Raw genomic sequence first — 15,061 nt, 5'->3', positions numbered from 1 at the left:
TGTGTCCTCTCTTTGGTACTAAGCTTTACTTGGAGTAAAGCTCGACGATCAGGTGTTCGTTAATGTCCGCAGACAGATCAGAACGCTCAGGCTTACGCTTGTACGTACCTTCCATCTTGCCAGCATCAACTTCCAGCCAGGTTGGCTTTTCACGCTGCTCAGCCAGCTCCAGAGCGGCTTTCACGCGAGACTGCTTCTTCGCTTTCTCACGAATGCTAACAACGTCATTCGGACTAACCTGATAAGAAGCGATGTTAACAACACGACCGTTTACCATAATTGCTTTATGGCTAACCAACTGACGTGCTTCTGCACGAGTGGCGCCGAAGCCCATACGGTATACAACGTTGTCCAGACGACCTTCCAGCAGAGCCAACAGGTTTTCACCGGTGTTGCCTTTCAGACGTGCTGCTTCTTTGTAGTAGTTACGGAACTGACGCTCCAGCACACCGTAAATGCGGCGAACTTTTTGCTTTTCACGCAACTGCACACCATAGTCAGACAGACGCGGCTTACGCGCACCGTGCTGGCCAGGAGCTTGTTCAATTTTACACTTGGTATCGATCGCGCGAACGCCAGACTTAAGGAATAAGTCGGTGCCCTCACGACGGCTCAGCTTGAGCTTAGGACCCAAATATCTTGCCATTTTCTTTCTCCAACTAACCTGGAAAACGAAGCGTTATACGCGACGTTTTTTCGGCGGACGACAACCGTTATGAGGGATCGGAGTCACATCAGTAATATTAGTGATGCGGAAACCAGCGGCGTTCAGAGCACGAATAGTAGATTCGCGGCCTGGACCCGGACCTTTAACCATAACTTCCAGATTCTTGATACCGTATTCTTTCACGGCGTCAGCGCAACGCTCTGCTGCAACCTGAGCTGCAAACGGAGTGGATTTGCGAGAACCACGGAAACCGGAACCACCGGCTGTTGCCCAACCCAGCGCATTACCCTGACGATCGGTAATAGTCACGATGGTGTTGTTGAAAGAAGCATGGATATGAGCCACGCCGTCAGAGACTTGTTTTCTTACACGTTTACGTGCGCGAACTGGTGCCTTTGCCATTATTCAATCACCCCGATTATTTCTTGATCGGTTTGCGCGGACCCTTACGGGTACGAGCGTTGGTCTTGGTACGCTGACCGCGAACCGGGAGACCACGACGATGACGCAAACCGCGATAGCAACCAAGATCCATCAGGCGCTTGATGCTCATGCTGATTTCACGGCGCAGATCACCTTCAACGACAAATTTGGCAACTTCGTCACGCAGCGTGTCGATTTGTTCTTCAGACAGCTCACTGATCTTAACATTTTCAGCGATACCCGCTGCAGCCAGGATGGCTTTAGAACGGGTCTTGCCGACACCGTAGATCGAAGTTAACGCGATCACGGCGTGTTTCTGATCAGGAATGTTAATGCCTGCTATACGGGCCACTATGCACTCCTACTATTTAATATGTACGTACCATGCTGAAAAGCCCGTTTTCAGGATACTCAAATGGAAACGTACAGACATACAAAAGATTGGCTGGCTAATCTAGCCAGCTCAACCCAACTTTGCAAGAAAAATATGCGAAAAAATCAGCCTTGGCGCTGTTTATGCTTCGGCTCGGCACTGCAAATCACACGGATGACACCATCACGCTTAACGATTTTGCAGTTACGGCATAATTTCTTGACGGAAGCACGAACTTTCATTTTTACTCTCCGTAACTTCTCAGGCGACCAATTAACGGCCGTAGCCTTTCAGGTTCGCCTTCTTCAATGCAGACTCATACTGACTGGACATCATCAGAGTTTGCACTTGAGCCATAAAGTCCATAATCACGACAACAACGATAAGCAGTGAGGTCCCACCGAAGTAGAACGGCACTTTCATTGCATCACGCATGAACTCCGGGATCAGGCAGATAAAGGTAATATACAGCGCACCAACCAGGGTCAGGCGGGTCATTACTTTATCGATATACTTCGCCGTTTGCTCTCCCGGACGAATTCCTGGTACAAATGCACCGGACTTCTTCAGGTTATCTGCTGTTTCACGCGGGTTGAAAACCAACGCCGTGTAGAAGAAACAGAAGAAGATGATTGCAGACGCATAGAGTAACACATAAAGCGGTTGCCCAGGCTGCAAATACAGCGAAATTGTTGTCAGCCAGTTCCAACCAGTACCGCCCCCGAACCATGACGCGATGGTCGCCGGGAACAGAATAATACTGGAAGCGAAGATTGCCGGGATTACCCCCGCCATATTCACTTTCAGCGGTAAATGTGTGCTCTGTGCAGCATAGACACGACGACCTTGCTGACGTTTGGCGTAGTTTACCACAATACGGCGTTGACCACGTTCAACGAATACTACAAAGAACGTCACTGCAAATACTAATACTGCAACCAACAGCAACACGAGGAAGTGCAGGTCGCCTTGACGCGCTTGCTCGATAGTATGGGCAATGGCTGGCGGGAGTCCCGCAACGATACCAGCGAAGATGATGATTGAGATACCGTTACCGATACCGCGCTCAGTAATCTGTTCGCCGAGCCACATCAGGAACATGGTTCCTGTAACCAGACTTACAACAGCGGTGAAATAGAATGCAAAGCCTGGATTCATCACCAGGCCCTGCATACCAGGCATATTCGGCAAACCGGTAGCAATACCGATCGACTGGAATATCGCCAGCACCAGAGTACCGTAACGGGTGTACTGGCTGATCTTACGACGACCAGACTCCCCTTCTTTCTTAATTTCTGCCAGCGTTGGATGAACCACCGTCAACAGCTGGATAATGATCGACGCCGAAATATACGGCATGATCCCCAGGGCAAAGATAGAAGCACGGCTGAGAGCACCACCAGAGAACATGTTAAACATTTCAATGATGGTGCCTCGCTGTTGCTCAAGCAGTTTGGCAAGTACAGCGGCATCAATACCAGGGATCGGAATAAAAGAGCCAATACGGAACACAATCAGCGCGCCGATAACAAACAGCAGTCTGCGTTTCAGCTCACCTAAGCCACCTTTGGCACTTTGAAAATCTAATCCCGGTTGTTTAGCCATCTGCTACTTATTCCTCGATTTTACCGCCAGCAGCTTCGATAGCAGCACGAGCGCCTTTAGTAACACGCAGGCCACGAACAGTTACCGGAGTAGTGACTTCGCCAGCCAGGATCACTTTCGCGAACTCGATCTGGATACCGATAATGTTTGCCGCTTTCAGCGTGTTCAGGTCTACAACGCCGCCTTCTACTTTCGCCAGGTCAGACAGACGAACTTCGGCTGTAATCGCTGCTTTGCGAGAAGTGAAGCCGAATTTCGGCAGACGACGGTACAGAGGCATCTGACCACCCTCGAAACCGCGACGTACGCCACCGCCAGAACGAGACTTCTGACCTTTGTGACCACGACCACCGGTTTTACCGAGGCCAGAACCGATACCACGACCCAGGCGTTTACCCGCCTTTTTGGAGCCTTCGGCCGGAGACAGAGTATTTAAACGCATCTCTTACTCCTCAACTTTAACCATGAAGGAAACCGCGTTGACCATACCACGAACAGCAGGAGTATCCTCGCGCTCTACGGTGTGGCCAATACGACGCAGACCCAGGCCAAGCAGCGTTGCCTTGTGTTTCGGCAGACGACCGATTGCACTGCGGGTTTGAGTAATTTTAATAGTCTTTGCCATGGTTTATTTCCCCAGAATTTCTTCAACGGATTTACCACGCTTGGCAGCGACCATTTCTGGAGAATTCATATTTTCCAGGCCATCAATAGTTGCACGAACCACGTTGATCGGGTTGGTGGAACCGTATGCTTTAGCCAGAACGTTATGAACCCCAGCAACTTCCAGAACGGCGCGCATTGCACCACCGGCGATGATACCGGTACCTTCGGAAGCTGGCTGCATGAATACACGAGACCCCGTGTGAACACCTTTAACCGGGTGCTGCAGGGTGCCGTTGTTCAGCGCGACGTTAATCATATTGCGACGGGCTTTTTCCATCGCTTTCTGGATCGCTGCTGGAACTTCACGCGCTTTACCGTAACCAAAACCTACGCGACCGTTACCATCGCCTACTACAGTCAGAGCTGTGAAGGAGAAAATACGACCACCTTTAACGGTTTTAGATACGCGGTTTACCGCGATCAGCTTTTCCTGCAGTTCGCCAGCTTGTTTTTCGATGTGAGCCATCTTACACCTCTACCTTAGAACTGAAGGCCAGCTTCACGGGCAGCATCTGCCAGTGCCTGGACACGACCATGATATTGGAACCCGGAACGGTCAAAGGACACATCTTTGATGCCTTTTTCCAGAGCGCGTTCAGCGACAGCTTTACCCACAGCTGCAGCCGCGTCTTTGTTACCGGTGTACTTCAGTTGTTCAGCGATAGCTTTTTCTACAGTAGAAGCAGCTACCAGAACTTCAGAACCGTTCGGTGCAATTACCTGTGCGTAAATATGACGCGGGGTACGATGTACCACCAGGCGAGTTGCGCCCAGCTCTTTGAGCTTGCGGCGTGCGCGGGTCGCACGACGGATACGAGCAGATTTCTTATCCATAGTGTTACCTTACTTCTTCTTAGCCTCTTTGGTACGCACGACTTCGTCGGCGTAACGAACACCCTTGCCTTTGTAAGGCTCAGGACGACGGTAGGCGCGCAGATCTGCTGCAACCTGGCCGATCACCTGCTTATCAGCGCCTTTCAGCACGATTTCAGTTTGAGTCGGACATTCAGCAGTAATACCTGCCGGCAGCTGATGGTCAACCGGGTGAGAGAAACCTAAAGACAGGTTTACTACATTCCCTTTAACCGCTGCACGATAACCTACACCAACCAGCTGCAGCTTCTTAGTGAAGCCTTCGGTAACACCGATAACCATTGAGTTCAGCAGGGCACGCGCGGTACCAGCCTGTGCCCAACCGTCTGCGTAACCATCACGCGGACCGAAGGTCAGTGCATTATCTGCATGTTTAACTTCAACAGCATCGTTGAGAGTACGAGTCAGCTCGCCGTTTTTACCTTTGATCGTAATAACCTGACCGTTGATTTTGACATCAACGCCGGCAGGAACAACGACCGGTGCTTTAGCAACACGAGACATTTTTTCCTCCGATTAGGCTACGTAGCAGATAATTTCGCCACCAAGACCAGCCTGGCGCGCTGCACGATCAGTCATAACACCTTTAGAGGTAGAAACAACTGCGATACCCAGACCGGCCATAACTTTCGGCAGCTCATCTTTACGTTTGTAGATGCGCAGACCTGGGCGGCTGACACGCTGAATGCTTTCTACAACAGCTTTACCCTGGAAATACTTAAGAGTCAGTTCCAGTTCCGGCTTGGTGTCGCCTTCAACTTTAAAATCTTCAATAAAACCTTCTTCCTTCAGCACGTTGGCAATTGCCACTTTCAGCTTGGAGGAAGGCATGGTGACCGCAGCTTTGTTCGCGGCCTGACCGTTACGGATACGGGTCAGCATATCCGCGATCGGATCTTGCATGCTCATCTGTCTTTACTCCCGTGATTCAATTGGTGACAATTACCAGCTAGCCTTTTTCAGACCCGGAATTTCACCGCGCATAGCGGCTTCACGGACCTTAATACGGCTCAACCCGAACTTCCGCAGGAAAGCGTGCGGACGACCAGTTTGACGGCAGCGGTTACGCTGACGTGACGGGCTGGAATCACGCGGCAGAGTCTGCAGCTTAAGAACCGCATTCCAACGATCTTCGTCGGTTGCGTTCACATCAGAGATGATCGCTTTCAGTTCAGCGCGTTTCGCGAAGTATTTATCAGCTAAAGCTACGCGTTTTACTTCGCGTGCTTTCATTGATTGCTTAGCCATTTAGTAACCCTACCTTACTTGCGGAACGGGAAGTCAAAGGCAGCCAGCAGAGCACGGCCTTCTTCGTCAGATTTCGCAGTAGTGGTAATGGTAATATCCAAACCACGAACGCGGTCGACTTTATCGTAGTCGATTTCTGGGAAGATGATCTGCTCACGGACACCCATGCTGTAGTTACCACGACCGTCGAATGACTTAGCGGACAAGCCACGGAAGTCACGGATACGAGGAACAGCAATAGTGATCAGGCGCTCAAAGAACTCCCACATGCGTTCGCCACGCAGAGTTACTTTACAGCCGATCGGATAGCCCTGACGGATTTTGAAGCCTGCAACAGATTTGCGTGCTTTGGTGATCAACGGTTTTTGACCGGAGATTGCTGTCAGGTCTGCTGCTGCGTTATCCAGCAGTTTCTTGTCAGCGATCGCTTCACCAACACCCATGTTCAGGGTGATCTTCTCGACCCGAGGGACTTGCATGACAGAATTGTAGTTAAACTCAGTCATGAGTTTGTTAACTACTTCGTCTTTGTAGTAATCATGCAGTTTCGCCATCGTACTACTCCAAATTACTTGATAGTTTCGCTGTTAGACTTGAAGAAACGGACTTTTTTGCCGTCTTCGAATCTAAAGCCTACACGGTCAGCCTTGCCGGTTGCCGCATTGAAGATTGCAACGTTAGAAACCTGAATTGCAGCTTCTTTTTCAACGATGCCGCCCGGTTGGTTCAGAGCCGGAACCGGCTTCTGGTGTTTCTTAACCAGGTTGATACCTTCAACAATGACCTTGCCGGAAGACAGGACATTCTTAACTTTACCGCGTTTACCTTTATCTTTACCGGTTAACACGATAACTTCGTCATCACGACGGATTTTCGCTGCCATGATTCGCTCCTTAGAGTACTTCTGGTGCCAGAGAGATAATTTTCATGAACTTCTCGTTACGAAGTTCACGAGTTACCGGCCCAAAAATACGCGTACCGATAGGCTGCTCGCTGTTATTGTTTAAAATAACGCATGCATTACCATCGAAGCGAATGACAGAACCGTCCGGGCGACGAACACCCTTCTTGGTGCGCACCACTACCGCCTTCAGCACATCACCTTTTTTGACCTTACCACGCGGAATCGCTTCTTTGATGGTGATCTTAATGATGTCGCCTACGCCTGCGTAGCGACGGTGCGAGCCACCCAGAACCTTGATACACATTACGCGACGTGCACCGGAGTTGTCGGCGACGTTCAGCATAGTCTGTTCTTGGATCATTTTAGTGCTCCGCTAATGTCAACTACTACTGAGACCCGAAAATCAGGTCGTTAAAAAAACCCCATATCGAGGGCGCGGCATTATAACACCGCAAATCAGATATGGGTAGAAAAAATAAACGGCCCATCGCTGAGCCGTTTATTCGTTGAGAATGCGTACTGTATTACAGAACCGCTTTCTCTACAACGCGAACCAGAGTCCAGGATTTGGTCTTGGACAGCGGACGGCATTCGCGGATTTCAACCACGTCGCCGATACCGCATTCGTTGTTCTCGTCATGTACGTGCATTTTGGTCGTACGCTTGATGAATTTACCGTAGATCGGGTGTTTCACAAAACGTTCGATAGCAACAACAATGGATTTCTCCATTTTGTCGCTAACCACGCGACCTTGCAGAGTACGGATTTTATCGGTCATTACGCACCCGCCTTCTCAGTCAGTAAAGTCTTAACGCGTGCGACATCACGACGCACTTGCTTCAACAGGTGAGACTGTTGCAGCTGGCCACTTGCAGCCTGCATACGCAGGTTGAACTGCTCACGCAGCAGGTTCAGTAGCTCGGTGTTCAGCTCTTCAACGCTCTTCTCACGCAGCTCTTTTGCTTTCATTACATCACCGTCTTAGTTACAAAGGTGGTTTTAATCGGCAGTTTCGCTGCTGCCAGCTTGAATGCTTCACGGGCCAGCTCTTCCGGTACGCCGTCCATTTCATACAGGACTTTACCCGGCTGAATCAAGGCAACCCAATACTCCACGTTACCTTTACCTTTACCCATACGCACTGCCAGCGGCTTTTCAGTGATCGGTTTGTCCGGGAATACACGGATCCAGATCTTACCTTGACGCTTAACTGCACGGGTCATAGCACGACGTGCTGCTTCGATCTGACGGGCAGTCAGACGACCACGGCCAACAGCTTTCAGGCCGAAGCTGCCGAAGCTAACATCCGCGCCTGCAGCCAGACCACGGTTGCGGCCTTTGTGCATTTTACGGAATTTTGTACGCTTTGGTTGTAACATCAGCGACGCTCCTTATTTACGGCCTTTACGCTGCTGCTTTTTCGGTTGAGCAGCCGGTTTTTCCGGTTGTTCAACAGCAGCCATACCACCCAGGATCTCGCCTTTGAAGATCCACACTTTAACGCCGATTACACCATAAGTGGTGTGCGCTTCAGAGGTGTTGTAGTCGATGTCAGCACGCAGAGTGTGCAGCGGTACGCGACCTTCGCGGTACCATTCGGTACGTGCGATTTCCGCGCCGCCCAGACGGCCGCTAACTTCAACTTTGATACCTTTAGCGCCCAGACGCATGGCGTTCTGTACAGCACGCTTCATCGCACGACGGAACATAACGCGACGTTCCAGCTGAGAAGTGATGCTGTCAGCAACCAGTTTAGCGTCCAGTTCAGGTTTACGAACTTCGGCGATGTTGATCTGTGCAGGAACGCCAGCGATATCCGCTACGACCTTACGCAGTTTTTCTACGTCTTCACCTTTTTTACCGATAACGATACCCGGGCGAGCGGTGTGAATAGTCACACGGATGCTCTTAGCCGGACGCTCGATAACGATACGAGATACAGACGCTTTAGCCAGTTCCTTCGTCAGGTACTGACGTACTTTAAAATCGCTGTCCAGGTTGTCAGCGAATTCTTTGGTGTTCGCAAACCAGGTAGAGTTCCATGGTTTTACAATACCCAGGCGAATACCATTAGGATGTACTTTCTGACCCATTGCTAGTCTCCAGAGTCTCAGCGATCGGACACAACCACAGTGATGTGGCTGGTGCGCTTCAGGATGCGATCTGCACGACCTTTTGCACGCGGCATAATGCGCTTCATGCTCGGGCCTTCGTCTACGAAAATTTTCGTAACTTTCAGATCGTCAATGTCAGCGCCATCGTTGTGTTCAGCGTTAGCAATGGCAGATTCCAGAACTTTCTTGACCAGTACAGCCGCTTTCTTGTTGGTGTAGGTCAGAATATCCAGAGCCTGCGACACTTTCTTACCGCGAATCAGGTCAGCAACAAGGCGAACCTTCTGAGCAGAAGAACGAGCATGGCGATGTTTAGCGATAGTTTCCATCTCTTCCTCCTACCTTATTTCTTCTTCGCTTTTTTATCAGCAGCGTGGCCGCGATAAGTACGAGTCGGTGCGAATTCACCCAGTTTGTGACCGACCATTTCGTCGGAAACAAATACCGGAACGTGCTGACGACCATTATGGACAGCGATGGTCAAACCGATCATGTTAGGAAAGATCGTTGAACGACGGGACCAGGTGCGCAGGGGCTTCTTGTCTCCGCTTTCCACCGCTTTCTCTACCTTCTTCAGCAAGTGCAGGTCAATAAAAGGACCTTTCTTGAGAGAACGTGGCATGGCTTATCCTCTAAAATTATTTGCTACGGCGACGTACGATGAATTTATCAGTACGCTTGTTGCTGCGGGTCTTCTTACCTTTGGTCTGAACGCCCCACGGAGTTACCGGGTGCTTACCAAAGTTACGACCTTCACCACCACCATGTGGGTGGTCTACTGGGTTCATCGCAGTACCGCGAACGGTAGGACGAACGCCACGCCAGCGTGCAGCACCTGCTTTACCCAGAACGCGCAGCATATGCTCAGCATTGCCAACTTCGCCCAGGGTTGCACGGCAGTCTGCTTCGACTTTACGCATTTCACCAGAACGCAGACGCAGGGTGACATAAGCGCCATCGCGAGCAACGATCTGAACGTAAGTACCAGCGGAACGCGCCAGCTGACCGCCTTTACCTGGTTTCATTTCTACGTTATGAACGGTAGAACCAACCGGGATATTGCGCATCGGCAGGGTGTTGCCTGCTTTGATTGCAGCATCAACGCCAGACTGAATCTGGTCGCCAGCTTTCAGGCCTTTCGGGGCCAGGATGTAACGGCGTTCGCCGTCTTTGTACAGAACCAGCGCGATGTTCGCGGAACGGTTCGGATCGTACTCAAGACGTTCAACAACTGCCGGGATACCGTCTTTGTTGCGTTTGAAGTCAACAATACGATAAGCCTGTTTGTGACCACCACCGATATGACGAGTGGTGATACGGCCATTGTTGTTACGACCACCGGATTTGCTGTTTTTTTCAACCAGCGGAGCAAAAGGTTTGCCCTTGTGCAGCTCTGGGTTGACCACTTTAACGACGTGGCGACGACCCGGAGATGTCGGTTTACATTTAACAACTGCCATTGTATTACTCCTCCGACTTACTCAGCGCCGCCGACGAAGTCCAGATTCTGGCCTTCTTTCAGGGTGACGTAAGCTTTTTTCCAGTCGCTACGACGACCGATACGCTGTCCGTGACGTTTAACTTTCCCTTTAACGACCAGGGTGTTAACGACTTCGACTTCGACTTCAAACAGTTTCTGCACAGCAGCTTTGATTTCTGCTTTGGTCGCGTCTTTAGCAACTTTGAGAACGATGGTGTTAGTTTTTTCCATCGCAGTAGACGCTTTTTCAGAAACGTGCGGTGCGCGCAGCACCTTCAGCAGACGTTCTTCACGAATCATGCCAGCATCTCCTCAACTTGCTTAACAGCATCAGCAGTCATTACGACTTTGTCGAAGGCGATCAGGCTAACCGGGTCGATACCAGTCGCATCGCGTACGTCAACCTTGTGCAGGTTACGTGCGGCCAGGAACAGGTTCTCGTCCAGCTCACCGGTGATGATCAGCACATCTTCCAGAGCCATGTCTTTCAGTTTCTGTGCCAGCAGCTTAGTTTTCGGCGCTTCTACAGAGAACTTTTCGACAACGATCAGACGATCCTGACGTACCAGTTCGGACAGGATGCTTTTCAGCGCGCCGCGGTACATCTTCTTGTTAACTTTTTGACTGTGGTCCTGCGGACGAGCAGCGAAGGTCACGCCACCGGAACGCCAGATCGGGCTCTTGATAGAACCTGAACGCGCACGGCCAGTGCCTTTCTGGCGCCACGGTTTTTTACCGGAACCAGTTACTTCAGCACGAGTCTTCTGAGCACGAGTACCCTGACGAGCACCAGCTGCATAAGCAACAACAACCTGGTGAACCAGCGCTTCGTTGAAATCACGACCGAAGGTAGTTTCGGAAACAGTCAGCGCGCTCTGCGCGTCTTTCAATACTAATTCCATTGCTATCCCCTTACGCCTTCACAGCTGGTTTAACGATCAGGTCGCAACCGGTTGCACCCGGAACACCACCCTTAACCAGCAGCAGGTTGCGCTCAGCGTCAACGCGTACTACGTCAAGGCTCTGAACGGTTACGCGCTCATTACCCATCTGACCTGCCATTTTCTTGCCTTTGAACACTTTGCCCGGAGTCTGGTTCTGACCGATAGAACCCGGAACGCGGTGAGACAAGGAGTTACCGTGAGTAGCGTCCTGGGTACGGAAGTTCCAGCGCTTAACGGTACCAGCGAAACCTTTACCTTTAGAGGTACCGGTTACGTCAACTTTTTTAACGTCAGCAAACAGTTCAACGCTGATGCTCTGACCTACGGTGTATTCTTCGCCTTCAGCCAGACGGAATTCCCACAGACCACGGCCAGCTTCTACGCCAGCTTTAGCAAAGTGACCCGCTTCCGGCTTGGTGACACGGTTAGCTTTTTTAGCACCCGTAGTAACCTGAACAGCGCGGTAGCCATCGTTAGCCAGGTCTTTAACCTGAGTAACACGGTTTGCTTCAACTTCGATTACGGTTACTGGGATAGAGACGCCATCTTCAGTGAAGATGCGGGTCATACCCACTTTTTTACCGACTAAACCAATCATTGTATCAACCTCTCAATCGCTCGATGACCTGATTAACCCAGGCTGATCTGCACGTCTACACCGGCAGCCAGGTCCAGACGCATCAGAGCATCAACGGTTTTCTCGGTTGGCTCAACGATGTCAACCAGACGCTTGTGAGTGCGAATTTCGTACTGATCGCGCGCATCTTTGTTAACGTGCGGAGAGATCAGAACGGTAAAGCGCTCTTTGCGGGTCGGCAGCGGGATCGGACCGCGAACCTGCGCACCAGTGCGCTTGGCAGTCTCGACGATTTCCGCGGTTGATTGATCGATCAGACGATGATCAAACGCTTTCAGGCGGATACGGATTCTTTGGTTCTGCATGAGACCAGAGCTCCAATTATTTTATAAACGAAAATGATTACTCCTCACACCCATTACGATTGATGGGAGAGTGTAACCGTTCTTACGTAGCTCCCCGATTGGGAGCATTGTTAAATAGCCAAATCGGCTATTCGAGGTTCAAATCGAACCTGCCGTCAATTACGACAAGCCCGCGCATTATACGTAAATCTCAGCCTGACGCAAGTGTCGGATAGAAATTAAGCGCTTTATTCTTATGCGAGCATGATTCCAGATGGTACGCATGGGATGGCAACGCGCATCTTTTCTTTGGAAGGCATCAGGCAAACCTGGCAATACGTCGTTGTCGCTGTCGCATAAATCTATAAAGGTGAGCACAAACCTTGACGAGGATTTGCTTATGTTTGTTGCCCTCCCCTTTCTCATTTTTTATACGTCGTTCTCTTTATTACTTGGCATATACGACGCGCGTACCGGTCTGCTGCCTGACCGGTTTACTTGTCCATTACTGTGGGGTGGTCTGCTTTATCACCAGATTTGCCTGCCGGAGCGTTTACCGGATGCGCTTTGGGGTGCTATCGCCGGCTATGGCGGATTCGCGTTAATTTACTGGGGCTATCGCCTGCGTTATCAGAAAGAGGGGCTTGGATATGGCGACGTCAAGTACCTTGCTGCCTTAGGGGCGTGGCATTGTTGGGAAACACTGCCGTTACTGGTTTTCCTTGCCGCCATGTTGGCCTGTGGTAGGTTTGGCGTCGCGCTACTGGTGAGAGGTAAATCGGCATTAATAAACCCGCTACCTTTTGGGCCATGGCTGGCGGTGGCGGGTTTCATAACAGGTTGGAAAGTTTTCTTTCCAGACGGTTAATCGGTCACCTTAATTTGTGATTGCAGATAATTTTGCATACCAAGTTTGGCAATCAAATCCAGCTCAGTTTCCAGCCAGTCGATGTGGCCTTCCTCGTCGGCAAGAATTTCAATCATCATATCCCGGCTGACATAATCATGAACGCTATCGGCATAGGCTATTGCCTCACGTAGATCTTTTGCGCCTTCCAGTTCGAGTCGGAGATCCGATCGTAGCATCTCTTCGACATCTTCACCGATGCCCAGCTTGCCCAGATCCTGTAGGTTCGGTATGCCTTCCAGAAATAAAATACGCTCAATATACTTATCGGCGTGTTTCATCTCATCAATGGATTCATGGTACTCAACATCATTAAGCCGGGTCAGGCCCCAGTTTTTGAACATACGGGCATGAAGAAAATACTGATTAATTGCGACAAGCTCATTTCCCAATAGTTTATTGAGATAATTTATGATTTTAACATCACCTTTCATTTTATAGTCCCTCCGCTTCCACTCTCTAGAGCGTAGATGGGGCTACAGGGATGTCAAAAAAAAGAGTGTGACTCAGGCGATCTCTTTAAATTCCGGCATTTGCGTTAACTCATCCTGCATCACTTCTCGCGCGGCGCGAATACACTTACCACATTGATTTCCCACAGGAATAAATTTACGCAACTGTTGAAATGACTGTGGATGAAATTGTCGTACAGCCTGGCGGATTTTTTTATCGCTTATACCATTACACAAACAAACGTACATGATTGCTCCCGTTCAATTTCCGCACAAAGTGTAAATGAGAATGGTTATGATTACAATAGCACAAAGCGATTTACGCCACGGGAGAAGCGTTAAAAAGGGTGAATAAATATAACAGCGGCTAAATAGCAGGCAACAAAAAGGGCGCCGAAGCGCCCTCTTCAATTCAAAACTAATTAACGAGTAATTAGCCCAGAACTTTAGCAACAACGCCCGCGCCAACGGTACGGCCGCCTTCACGGATTGCGAAACGCAGACCGTCGTCCATTGCGATCGGGTGGATCAGGGTAACAACCATTTTGATGTTGTCGCCCGGCATTACCATCTCTACGCCTTCCGGCAGTTCGATGGTACCAGTCACGTCAGTAGTACGGAAGTAGAACTGCGGACGGTAGCCTTTGAAGAACGGAGTATGACGGCCGCCTTCATCTTTGGACAGAATGTACACTTCAGATTCGAACTTGGTGTGCGGCTTGATGGTGCCCGGCTTAGCCAGTACCTGACCACGTTCGATTTCTTCACGTTTGATACCACGCAGCAGAACACCTACGTTCTCACCGGCACGGCCTTCGTCCAGCAGTTTGCGGAACATTTCAACGCCAGTACAGGTAGACTTCTGAGTCTCTTTGATACCAACGATTTCAACTTCTTCGCCCACTTTGATGATACCGCGTTCTACACGACCGGTAACAACGGTACCACGACCGGAGATGGAGAATACGTCTTCGATCGGCAGCAGGAACGGCTTGTCAATCGCACGCTCTGGTTCCGGAATGTAAGAATCCAGGAAGCCAGCCAGTTCGATGATTTTCGCTTCCCACTCTGCGTCGCCTTCCAGCGCTTTCAGAGCAGAACCACGAACGATCGGAGTGTCGTCGCCCGGGAAGTCGTACTGAGACAGAAGTTCACGAACTTCCATTTCAACCAGTTCCAGCAGCTCTTCGTCATCAACCATGTCGCATTTGTTCAGGAACACGATGATGTACGGAACGCCTACCTGACGACCCAGCAGGATGTGCTCACGGGTCTGCGGCATCGGGCCGTCAGTCGCAGCAACAACCAGGATCGCGCCGTCCATCTGAGCAGCACCGGTGATCATGTTTTTAACATAGTCGGCGTGCCCCGGGCAGTCTACGTGTGCGTAGTGGCGGGTCGGGGTATCGTATTCAACGTGAGAAGTGTTGATGGTGATACCACGCGCTTTTTCTTCCGGCGCGTTATCGATCTGGTCGAATGC

30 protein-coding genes are annotated in these 15,061 nt (G+C 50.5%); 1 reads left to right on the top strand and 29 read right to left on the bottom strand.

Going from position 1 to position 15,061, the window contains the following annotated elements; genetic code table 11:
* Positions 1 to 25: 25 nt before the first annotated feature.
* The 26 genes from rpsD to rpsJ all read right to left on the bottom strand — a co-directional run bounded on the left by rpsD (position 26) and on the right by rpsJ (position 12,240).
* Positions 26 to 646, bottom strand: a complete 621-nt coding sequence (gene rpsD / locus ABVN44_RS24020) for a 30S ribosomal protein S4 (protein ID WP_000135226.1) — start codon at positions 644 to 646, stop codon at positions 26 to 28.
* Positions 647 to 679: 33 nt separating this feature from the next.
* Positions 680 to 1,069 (bottom strand): 30S ribosomal protein S11, encoded by a 390-nt coding sequence (gene rpsK, locus ABVN44_RS24015; protein ID WP_001029758.1) that lies wholly within the window; start codon positions 1,067 to 1,069, stop codon positions 680 to 682.
* A gap of 16 nt (positions 1,070 to 1,085) precedes the next feature.
* Positions 1,086 to 1,442: a 30S ribosomal protein S13 gene (rpsM, locus tag ABVN44_RS24010; RefSeq protein WP_000090780.1), complete on the bottom strand. Its 357-nt coding sequence runs from the start codon at positions 1,440 to 1,442 to the stop codon at positions 1,086 to 1,088.
* Between the two features lie 146 nt (positions 1,443 to 1,588).
* Positions 1,589 to 1,705 carry a 50S ribosomal protein L36 gene (gene rpmJ, locus ABVN44_RS24005; protein ID WP_000868187.1) on the bottom strand — a complete coding sequence of 39 codons (117 nt, stop codon included), beginning with the start codon at positions 1,703 to 1,705 and terminating at the stop codon, positions 1,589 to 1,591.
* Between the two features lie 31 nt (positions 1,706 to 1,736).
* On the bottom strand, positions 1,737 to 3,068 hold the full coding sequence (secY, locus tag ABVN44_RS24000; protein WP_001118864.1) for a preprotein translocase subunit SecY: 1,332 nt from the start codon (positions 3,066 to 3,068) through the stop codon (positions 1,737 to 1,739).
* A gap of 7 nt (positions 3,069 to 3,075) precedes the next feature.
* Positions 3,076 to 3,510, bottom strand: coding sequence for a 50S ribosomal protein L15 (gene rplO / locus ABVN44_RS23995; protein WP_001238917.1), 435 nt, complete (start codon positions 3,508 to 3,510; stop codon positions 3,076 to 3,078).
* Positions 3,511 to 3,513: 3 nt separating this feature from the next.
* Positions 3,514 to 3,693 (bottom strand): 50S ribosomal protein L30, encoded by a 180-nt coding sequence (rpmD, locus tag ABVN44_RS23990; protein WP_001140434.1) that lies wholly within the window; start codon positions 3,691 to 3,693, stop codon positions 3,514 to 3,516.
* Positions 3,694 to 3,696: 3 nt separating this feature from the next.
* Positions 3,697 to 4,200: a 30S ribosomal protein S5 gene (gene rpsE, locus ABVN44_RS23985; RefSeq protein WP_000940121.1), complete on the bottom strand. Its 504-nt coding sequence runs from the start codon at positions 4,198 to 4,200 to the stop codon at positions 3,697 to 3,699.
* 14 nt (positions 4,201 to 4,214) lie between these two features.
* A complete protein-coding gene (gene rplR, locus ABVN44_RS23980) occupies positions 4,215 to 4,568 on the bottom strand; it encodes a 50S ribosomal protein L18 (protein WP_000358956.1) in 354 nt (117 codons plus the stop codon).
* Between the two features lie 9 nt (positions 4,569 to 4,577).
* On the bottom strand, positions 4,578 to 5,111 hold the full coding sequence (gene rplF, locus ABVN44_RS23975; RefSeq protein WP_000091939.1) for a 50S ribosomal protein L6: 534 nt from the start codon (positions 5,109 to 5,111) through the stop codon (positions 4,578 to 4,580).
* Positions 5,112 to 5,123: 12 nt separating this feature from the next.
* Complete coding sequence (rpsH, locus tag ABVN44_RS23970) at positions 5,124 to 5,516, bottom strand: 30S ribosomal protein S8 (protein WP_000062611.1); 393 nt, start codon at positions 5,514 to 5,516, stop codon at positions 5,124 to 5,126.
* Between the two features lie 33 nt (positions 5,517 to 5,549).
* A complete protein-coding gene (gene rpsN, locus ABVN44_RS23965) occupies positions 5,550 to 5,855 on the bottom strand; it encodes a 30S ribosomal protein S14 (RefSeq protein ID WP_001118932.1) in 306 nt (101 codons plus the stop codon).
* Positions 5,856 to 5,869: 14 nt separating this feature from the next.
* The gene (gene rplE, locus ABVN44_RS23960; RefSeq protein ID WP_001096206.1) at positions 5,870 to 6,409 is read right to left on the bottom strand and encodes a 50S ribosomal protein L5; all 540 of its coding nucleotides are present in this window, start codon (positions 6,407 to 6,409) and stop codon (positions 5,870 to 5,872) included.
* A 14-nt stretch (positions 6,410 to 6,423) separates the two neighbouring features.
* Complete coding sequence (gene rplX / locus ABVN44_RS23955) at positions 6,424 to 6,738, bottom strand: 50S ribosomal protein L24 (protein ID WP_000729185.1); 315 nt, start codon at positions 6,736 to 6,738, stop codon at positions 6,424 to 6,426.
* Between the two features lie 10 nt (positions 6,739 to 6,748).
* A complete protein-coding gene (rplN, locus tag ABVN44_RS23950) occupies positions 6,749 to 7,120 on the bottom strand; it encodes a 50S ribosomal protein L14 (RefSeq protein WP_000613954.1) in 372 nt (123 codons plus the stop codon).
* 163 nt (positions 7,121 to 7,283) lie between these two features.
* Positions 7,284 to 7,538 carry a 30S ribosomal protein S17 gene (gene rpsQ / locus ABVN44_RS23945; RefSeq protein ID WP_000130101.1) on the bottom strand — a complete coding sequence of 85 codons (255 nt, stop codon included), beginning with the start codon at positions 7,536 to 7,538 and terminating at the stop codon, positions 7,284 to 7,286.
* A complete protein-coding gene (rpmC, locus tag ABVN44_RS23940; RefSeq protein ID WP_000644742.1) occupies positions 7,538 to 7,729 on the bottom strand; it encodes a 50S ribosomal protein L29 in 192 nt (63 codons plus the stop codon). Before rpmC ends, rpsQ begins: the two co-directional genes overlap by 1 nt.
* Positions 7,729 to 8,139 carry a 50S ribosomal protein L16 gene (gene rplP, locus ABVN44_RS23935; RefSeq protein WP_000941208.1) on the bottom strand — a complete coding sequence of 137 codons (411 nt, stop codon included), beginning with the start codon at positions 8,137 to 8,139 and terminating at the stop codon, positions 7,729 to 7,731. Before rplP ends, rpmC begins: the two co-directional genes overlap by 1 nt.
* 12 nt (positions 8,140 to 8,151) lie before the next feature.
* Positions 8,152 to 8,853: a 30S ribosomal protein S3 gene (rpsC, locus tag ABVN44_RS23930; protein ID WP_000529945.1), complete on the bottom strand. Its 702-nt coding sequence runs from the start codon at positions 8,851 to 8,853 to the stop codon at positions 8,152 to 8,154.
* A gap of 17 nt (positions 8,854 to 8,870) precedes the next feature.
* The gene (gene rplV / locus ABVN44_RS23925; protein WP_000447529.1) at positions 8,871 to 9,203 is read right to left on the bottom strand and encodes a 50S ribosomal protein L22; all 333 of its coding nucleotides are present in this window, start codon (positions 9,201 to 9,203) and stop codon (positions 8,871 to 8,873) included.
* A gap of 14 nt (positions 9,204 to 9,217) precedes the next feature.
* On the bottom strand, positions 9,218 to 9,496 hold the full coding sequence (rpsS, locus tag ABVN44_RS23920) for a 30S ribosomal protein S19 (protein WP_001138115.1): 279 nt from the start codon (positions 9,494 to 9,496) through the stop codon (positions 9,218 to 9,220).
* A 16-nt stretch (positions 9,497 to 9,512) separates the two neighbouring features.
* On the bottom strand, positions 9,513 to 10,334 hold the full coding sequence (gene rplB / locus ABVN44_RS23915; protein WP_000301869.1) for a 50S ribosomal protein L2: 822 nt from the start codon (positions 10,332 to 10,334) through the stop codon (positions 9,513 to 9,515).
* Between the two features lie 17 nt (positions 10,335 to 10,351).
* Positions 10,352 to 10,654, bottom strand: a complete 303-nt coding sequence (rplW, locus tag ABVN44_RS23910) for a 50S ribosomal protein L23 (RefSeq protein WP_000617546.1) — start codon at positions 10,652 to 10,654, stop codon at positions 10,352 to 10,354.
* Positions 10,651 to 11,256 carry a 50S ribosomal protein L4 gene (gene rplD, locus ABVN44_RS23905; RefSeq protein ID WP_000424395.1) on the bottom strand — a complete coding sequence of 202 codons (606 nt, stop codon included), beginning with the start codon at positions 11,254 to 11,256 and terminating at the stop codon, positions 10,651 to 10,653. The genes rplW and rplD overlap by 4 nt, the downstream gene beginning before the upstream one ends.
* 10 nt (positions 11,257 to 11,266) lie before the next feature.
* The gene (rplC, locus tag ABVN44_RS23900) at positions 11,267 to 11,896 is read right to left on the bottom strand and encodes a 50S ribosomal protein L3 (protein WP_000579838.1); all 630 of its coding nucleotides are present in this window, start codon (positions 11,894 to 11,896) and stop codon (positions 11,267 to 11,269) included.
* A gap of 32 nt (positions 11,897 to 11,928) precedes the next feature.
* Positions 11,929 to 12,240, bottom strand: coding sequence for a 30S ribosomal protein S10 (rpsJ, locus tag ABVN44_RS23895; protein ID WP_001181005.1), 312 nt, complete (start codon positions 12,238 to 12,240; stop codon positions 11,929 to 11,931).
* A 379-nt stretch (positions 12,241 to 12,619) separates the two neighbouring features.
* Here rpsJ and hopD point away from each other — a divergent pair, with 379 nt between their 5' ends.
* On the top strand, positions 12,620 to 13,087 hold the full coding sequence (gene hopD / locus ABVN44_RS23890) for an A24 family peptidase (protein ID WP_023232599.1): 468 nt from the start codon (positions 12,620 to 12,622) through the stop codon (positions 13,085 to 13,087).
* Here the strand turns inward: hopD and bfr are convergent.
* The 3 genes from bfr to tuf all read right to left on the bottom strand — a co-directional run.
* A complete protein-coding gene (bfr, locus tag ABVN44_RS23885; protein WP_000675530.1) occupies positions 13,084 to 13,560 on the bottom strand; it encodes a bacterioferritin in 477 nt (158 codons plus the stop codon). The two genes, hopD and bfr, sit on opposite strands and share 4 nt — an antisense overlap.
* 72 nt (positions 13,561 to 13,632) lie before the next feature.
* Positions 13,633 to 13,827 carry a bacterioferritin-associated ferredoxin gene (gene bfd / locus ABVN44_RS23880; RefSeq protein ID WP_000289082.1) on the bottom strand — a complete coding sequence of 65 codons (195 nt, stop codon included), beginning with the start codon at positions 13,825 to 13,827 and terminating at the stop codon, positions 13,633 to 13,635.
* Between the two features lie 184 nt (positions 13,828 to 14,011).
* Positions 14,012 to 15,061, bottom strand: a 1,050-nt coding sequence (gene tuf, locus ABVN44_RS23875; protein WP_025712197.1) for an elongation factor Tu, incomplete at its 5' end; no start/stop codon positions are given.

This window comes from Salmonella sp. SJTUF15570 (genome assembly GCF_043357055.1).
Lineage (GTDB): Bacteria > Pseudomonadota > Gammaproteobacteria > Enterobacterales > Enterobacteriaceae > Salmonella > Salmonella enterica.
Note: the sequence above shows the minus strand (reverse complement) of the source record. Positions and strands in the feature narration are given on the sequence as shown.

Coding starts and splice junctions, on each gene's coding strand:
- rpsD (WP_000135226.1), bottom strand. CDS start 646: ATGGCAAGATATTTGGGTCCTAAGCTCAAGCTGAGCCGTCGTGAGGGC.
- rpsK (WP_001029758.1), bottom strand. CDS start 1,069: ATGGCAAAGGCACCAGTTCGCGCACGTAAACGTGTAAGAAAACAAGTC.
- rpmJ (WP_000868187.1), bottom strand. CDS start 1,705: ATGAAAGTTCGTGCTTCCGTCAAGAAATTATGCCGTAACTGCAAAATC.
- secY (WP_001118864.1), bottom strand. CDS start 3,068: ATGGCTAAACAACCGGGATTAGATTTTCAAAGTGCCAAAGGTGGCTTA.
- rplO (WP_001238917.1), bottom strand. CDS start 3,510: ATGCGTTTAAATACTCTGTCTCCGGCCGAAGGCTCCAAAAAGGCGGGT.
- rpmD (WP_001140434.1), bottom strand. CDS start 3,693: ATGGCAAAGACTATTAAAATTACTCAAACCCGCAGTGCAATCGGTCGT.
- rpsE (WP_000940121.1), bottom strand. CDS start 4,200: ATGGCTCACATCGAAAAACAAGCTGGCGAACTGCAGGAAAAGCTGATC.
- rplR (WP_000358956.1), bottom strand. CDS start 4,568: ATGGATAAGAAATCTGCTCGTATCCGTCGTGCGACCCGCGCACGCCGC.
- rplF (WP_000091939.1), bottom strand. CDS start 5,111: ATGTCTCGTGTTGCTAAAGCACCGGTCGTTGTTCCTGCCGGCGTTGAT.
- rpsH (WP_000062611.1), bottom strand. CDS start 5,516: ATGAGCATGCAAGATCCGATCGCGGATATGCTGACCCGTATCCGTAAC.
- rpsN (WP_001118932.1), bottom strand. CDS start 5,855: ATGGCTAAGCAATCAATGAAAGCACGCGAAGTAAAACGCGTAGCTTTA.
- rplE (WP_001096206.1), bottom strand. CDS start 6,409: ATGGCGAAACTGCATGATTACTACAAAGACGAAGTAGTTAACAAACTC.
- rplX (WP_000729185.1), bottom strand. CDS start 6,738: ATGGCAGCGAAAATCCGTCGTGATGACGAAGTTATCGTGTTAACCGGT.
- rplN (WP_000613954.1), bottom strand. CDS start 7,120: ATGATCCAAGAACAGACTATGCTGAACGTCGCCGACAACTCCGGTGCA.
- rpsQ (WP_000130101.1), bottom strand. CDS start 7,538: ATGACCGATAAAATCCGTACTCTGCAAGGTCGCGTGGTTAGCGACAAA.
- rpmC (WP_000644742.1), bottom strand. CDS start 7,729: ATGAAAGCAAAAGAGCTGCGTGAGAAGAGCGTTGAAGAGCTGAACACC.
- rplP (WP_000941208.1), bottom strand. CDS start 8,139: ATGTTACAACCAAAGCGTACAAAATTCCGTAAAATGCACAAAGGCCGC.
- rpsC (WP_000529945.1), bottom strand. CDS start 8,853: ATGGGTCAGAAAGTACATCCTAATGGTATTCGCCTGGGTATTGTAAAA.
- rplV (WP_000447529.1), bottom strand. CDS start 9,203: ATGGAAACTATCGCTAAACATCGCCATGCTCGTTCTTCTGCTCAGAAG.
- rpsS (WP_001138115.1), bottom strand. CDS start 9,496: ATGCCACGTTCTCTCAAGAAAGGTCCTTTTATTGACCTGCACTTGCTG.
- rplB (WP_000301869.1), bottom strand. CDS start 10,334: ATGGCAGTTGTTAAATGTAAACCGACATCTCCGGGTCGTCGCCACGTC.
- rplW (WP_000617546.1), bottom strand. CDS start 10,654: ATGATTCGTGAAGAACGTCTGCTGAAGGTGCTGCGCGCACCGCACGTT.
- rplD (WP_000424395.1), bottom strand. CDS start 11,256: ATGGAATTAGTATTGAAAGACGCGCAGAGCGCGCTGACTGTTTCCGAA.
- rplC (WP_000579838.1), bottom strand. CDS start 11,896: ATGATTGGTTTAGTCGGTAAAAAAGTGGGTATGACCCGCATCTTCACT.
- rpsJ (WP_001181005.1), bottom strand. CDS start 12,240: ATGCAGAACCAAAGAATCCGTATCCGCCTGAAAGCGTTTGATCATCGT.
- hopD (WP_023232599.1), top strand. CDS start 12,620: ATGTTTGTTGCCCTCCCCTTTCTCATTTTTTATACGTCGTTCTCTTTA.
- bfr (WP_000675530.1), bottom strand. CDS start 13,560: ATGAAAGGTGATGTTAAAATCATAAATTATCTCAATAAACTATTGGGA.
- bfd (WP_000289082.1), bottom strand. CDS start 13,827: ATGTACGTTTGTTTGTGTAATGGTATAAGCGATAAAAAAATCCGCCAG.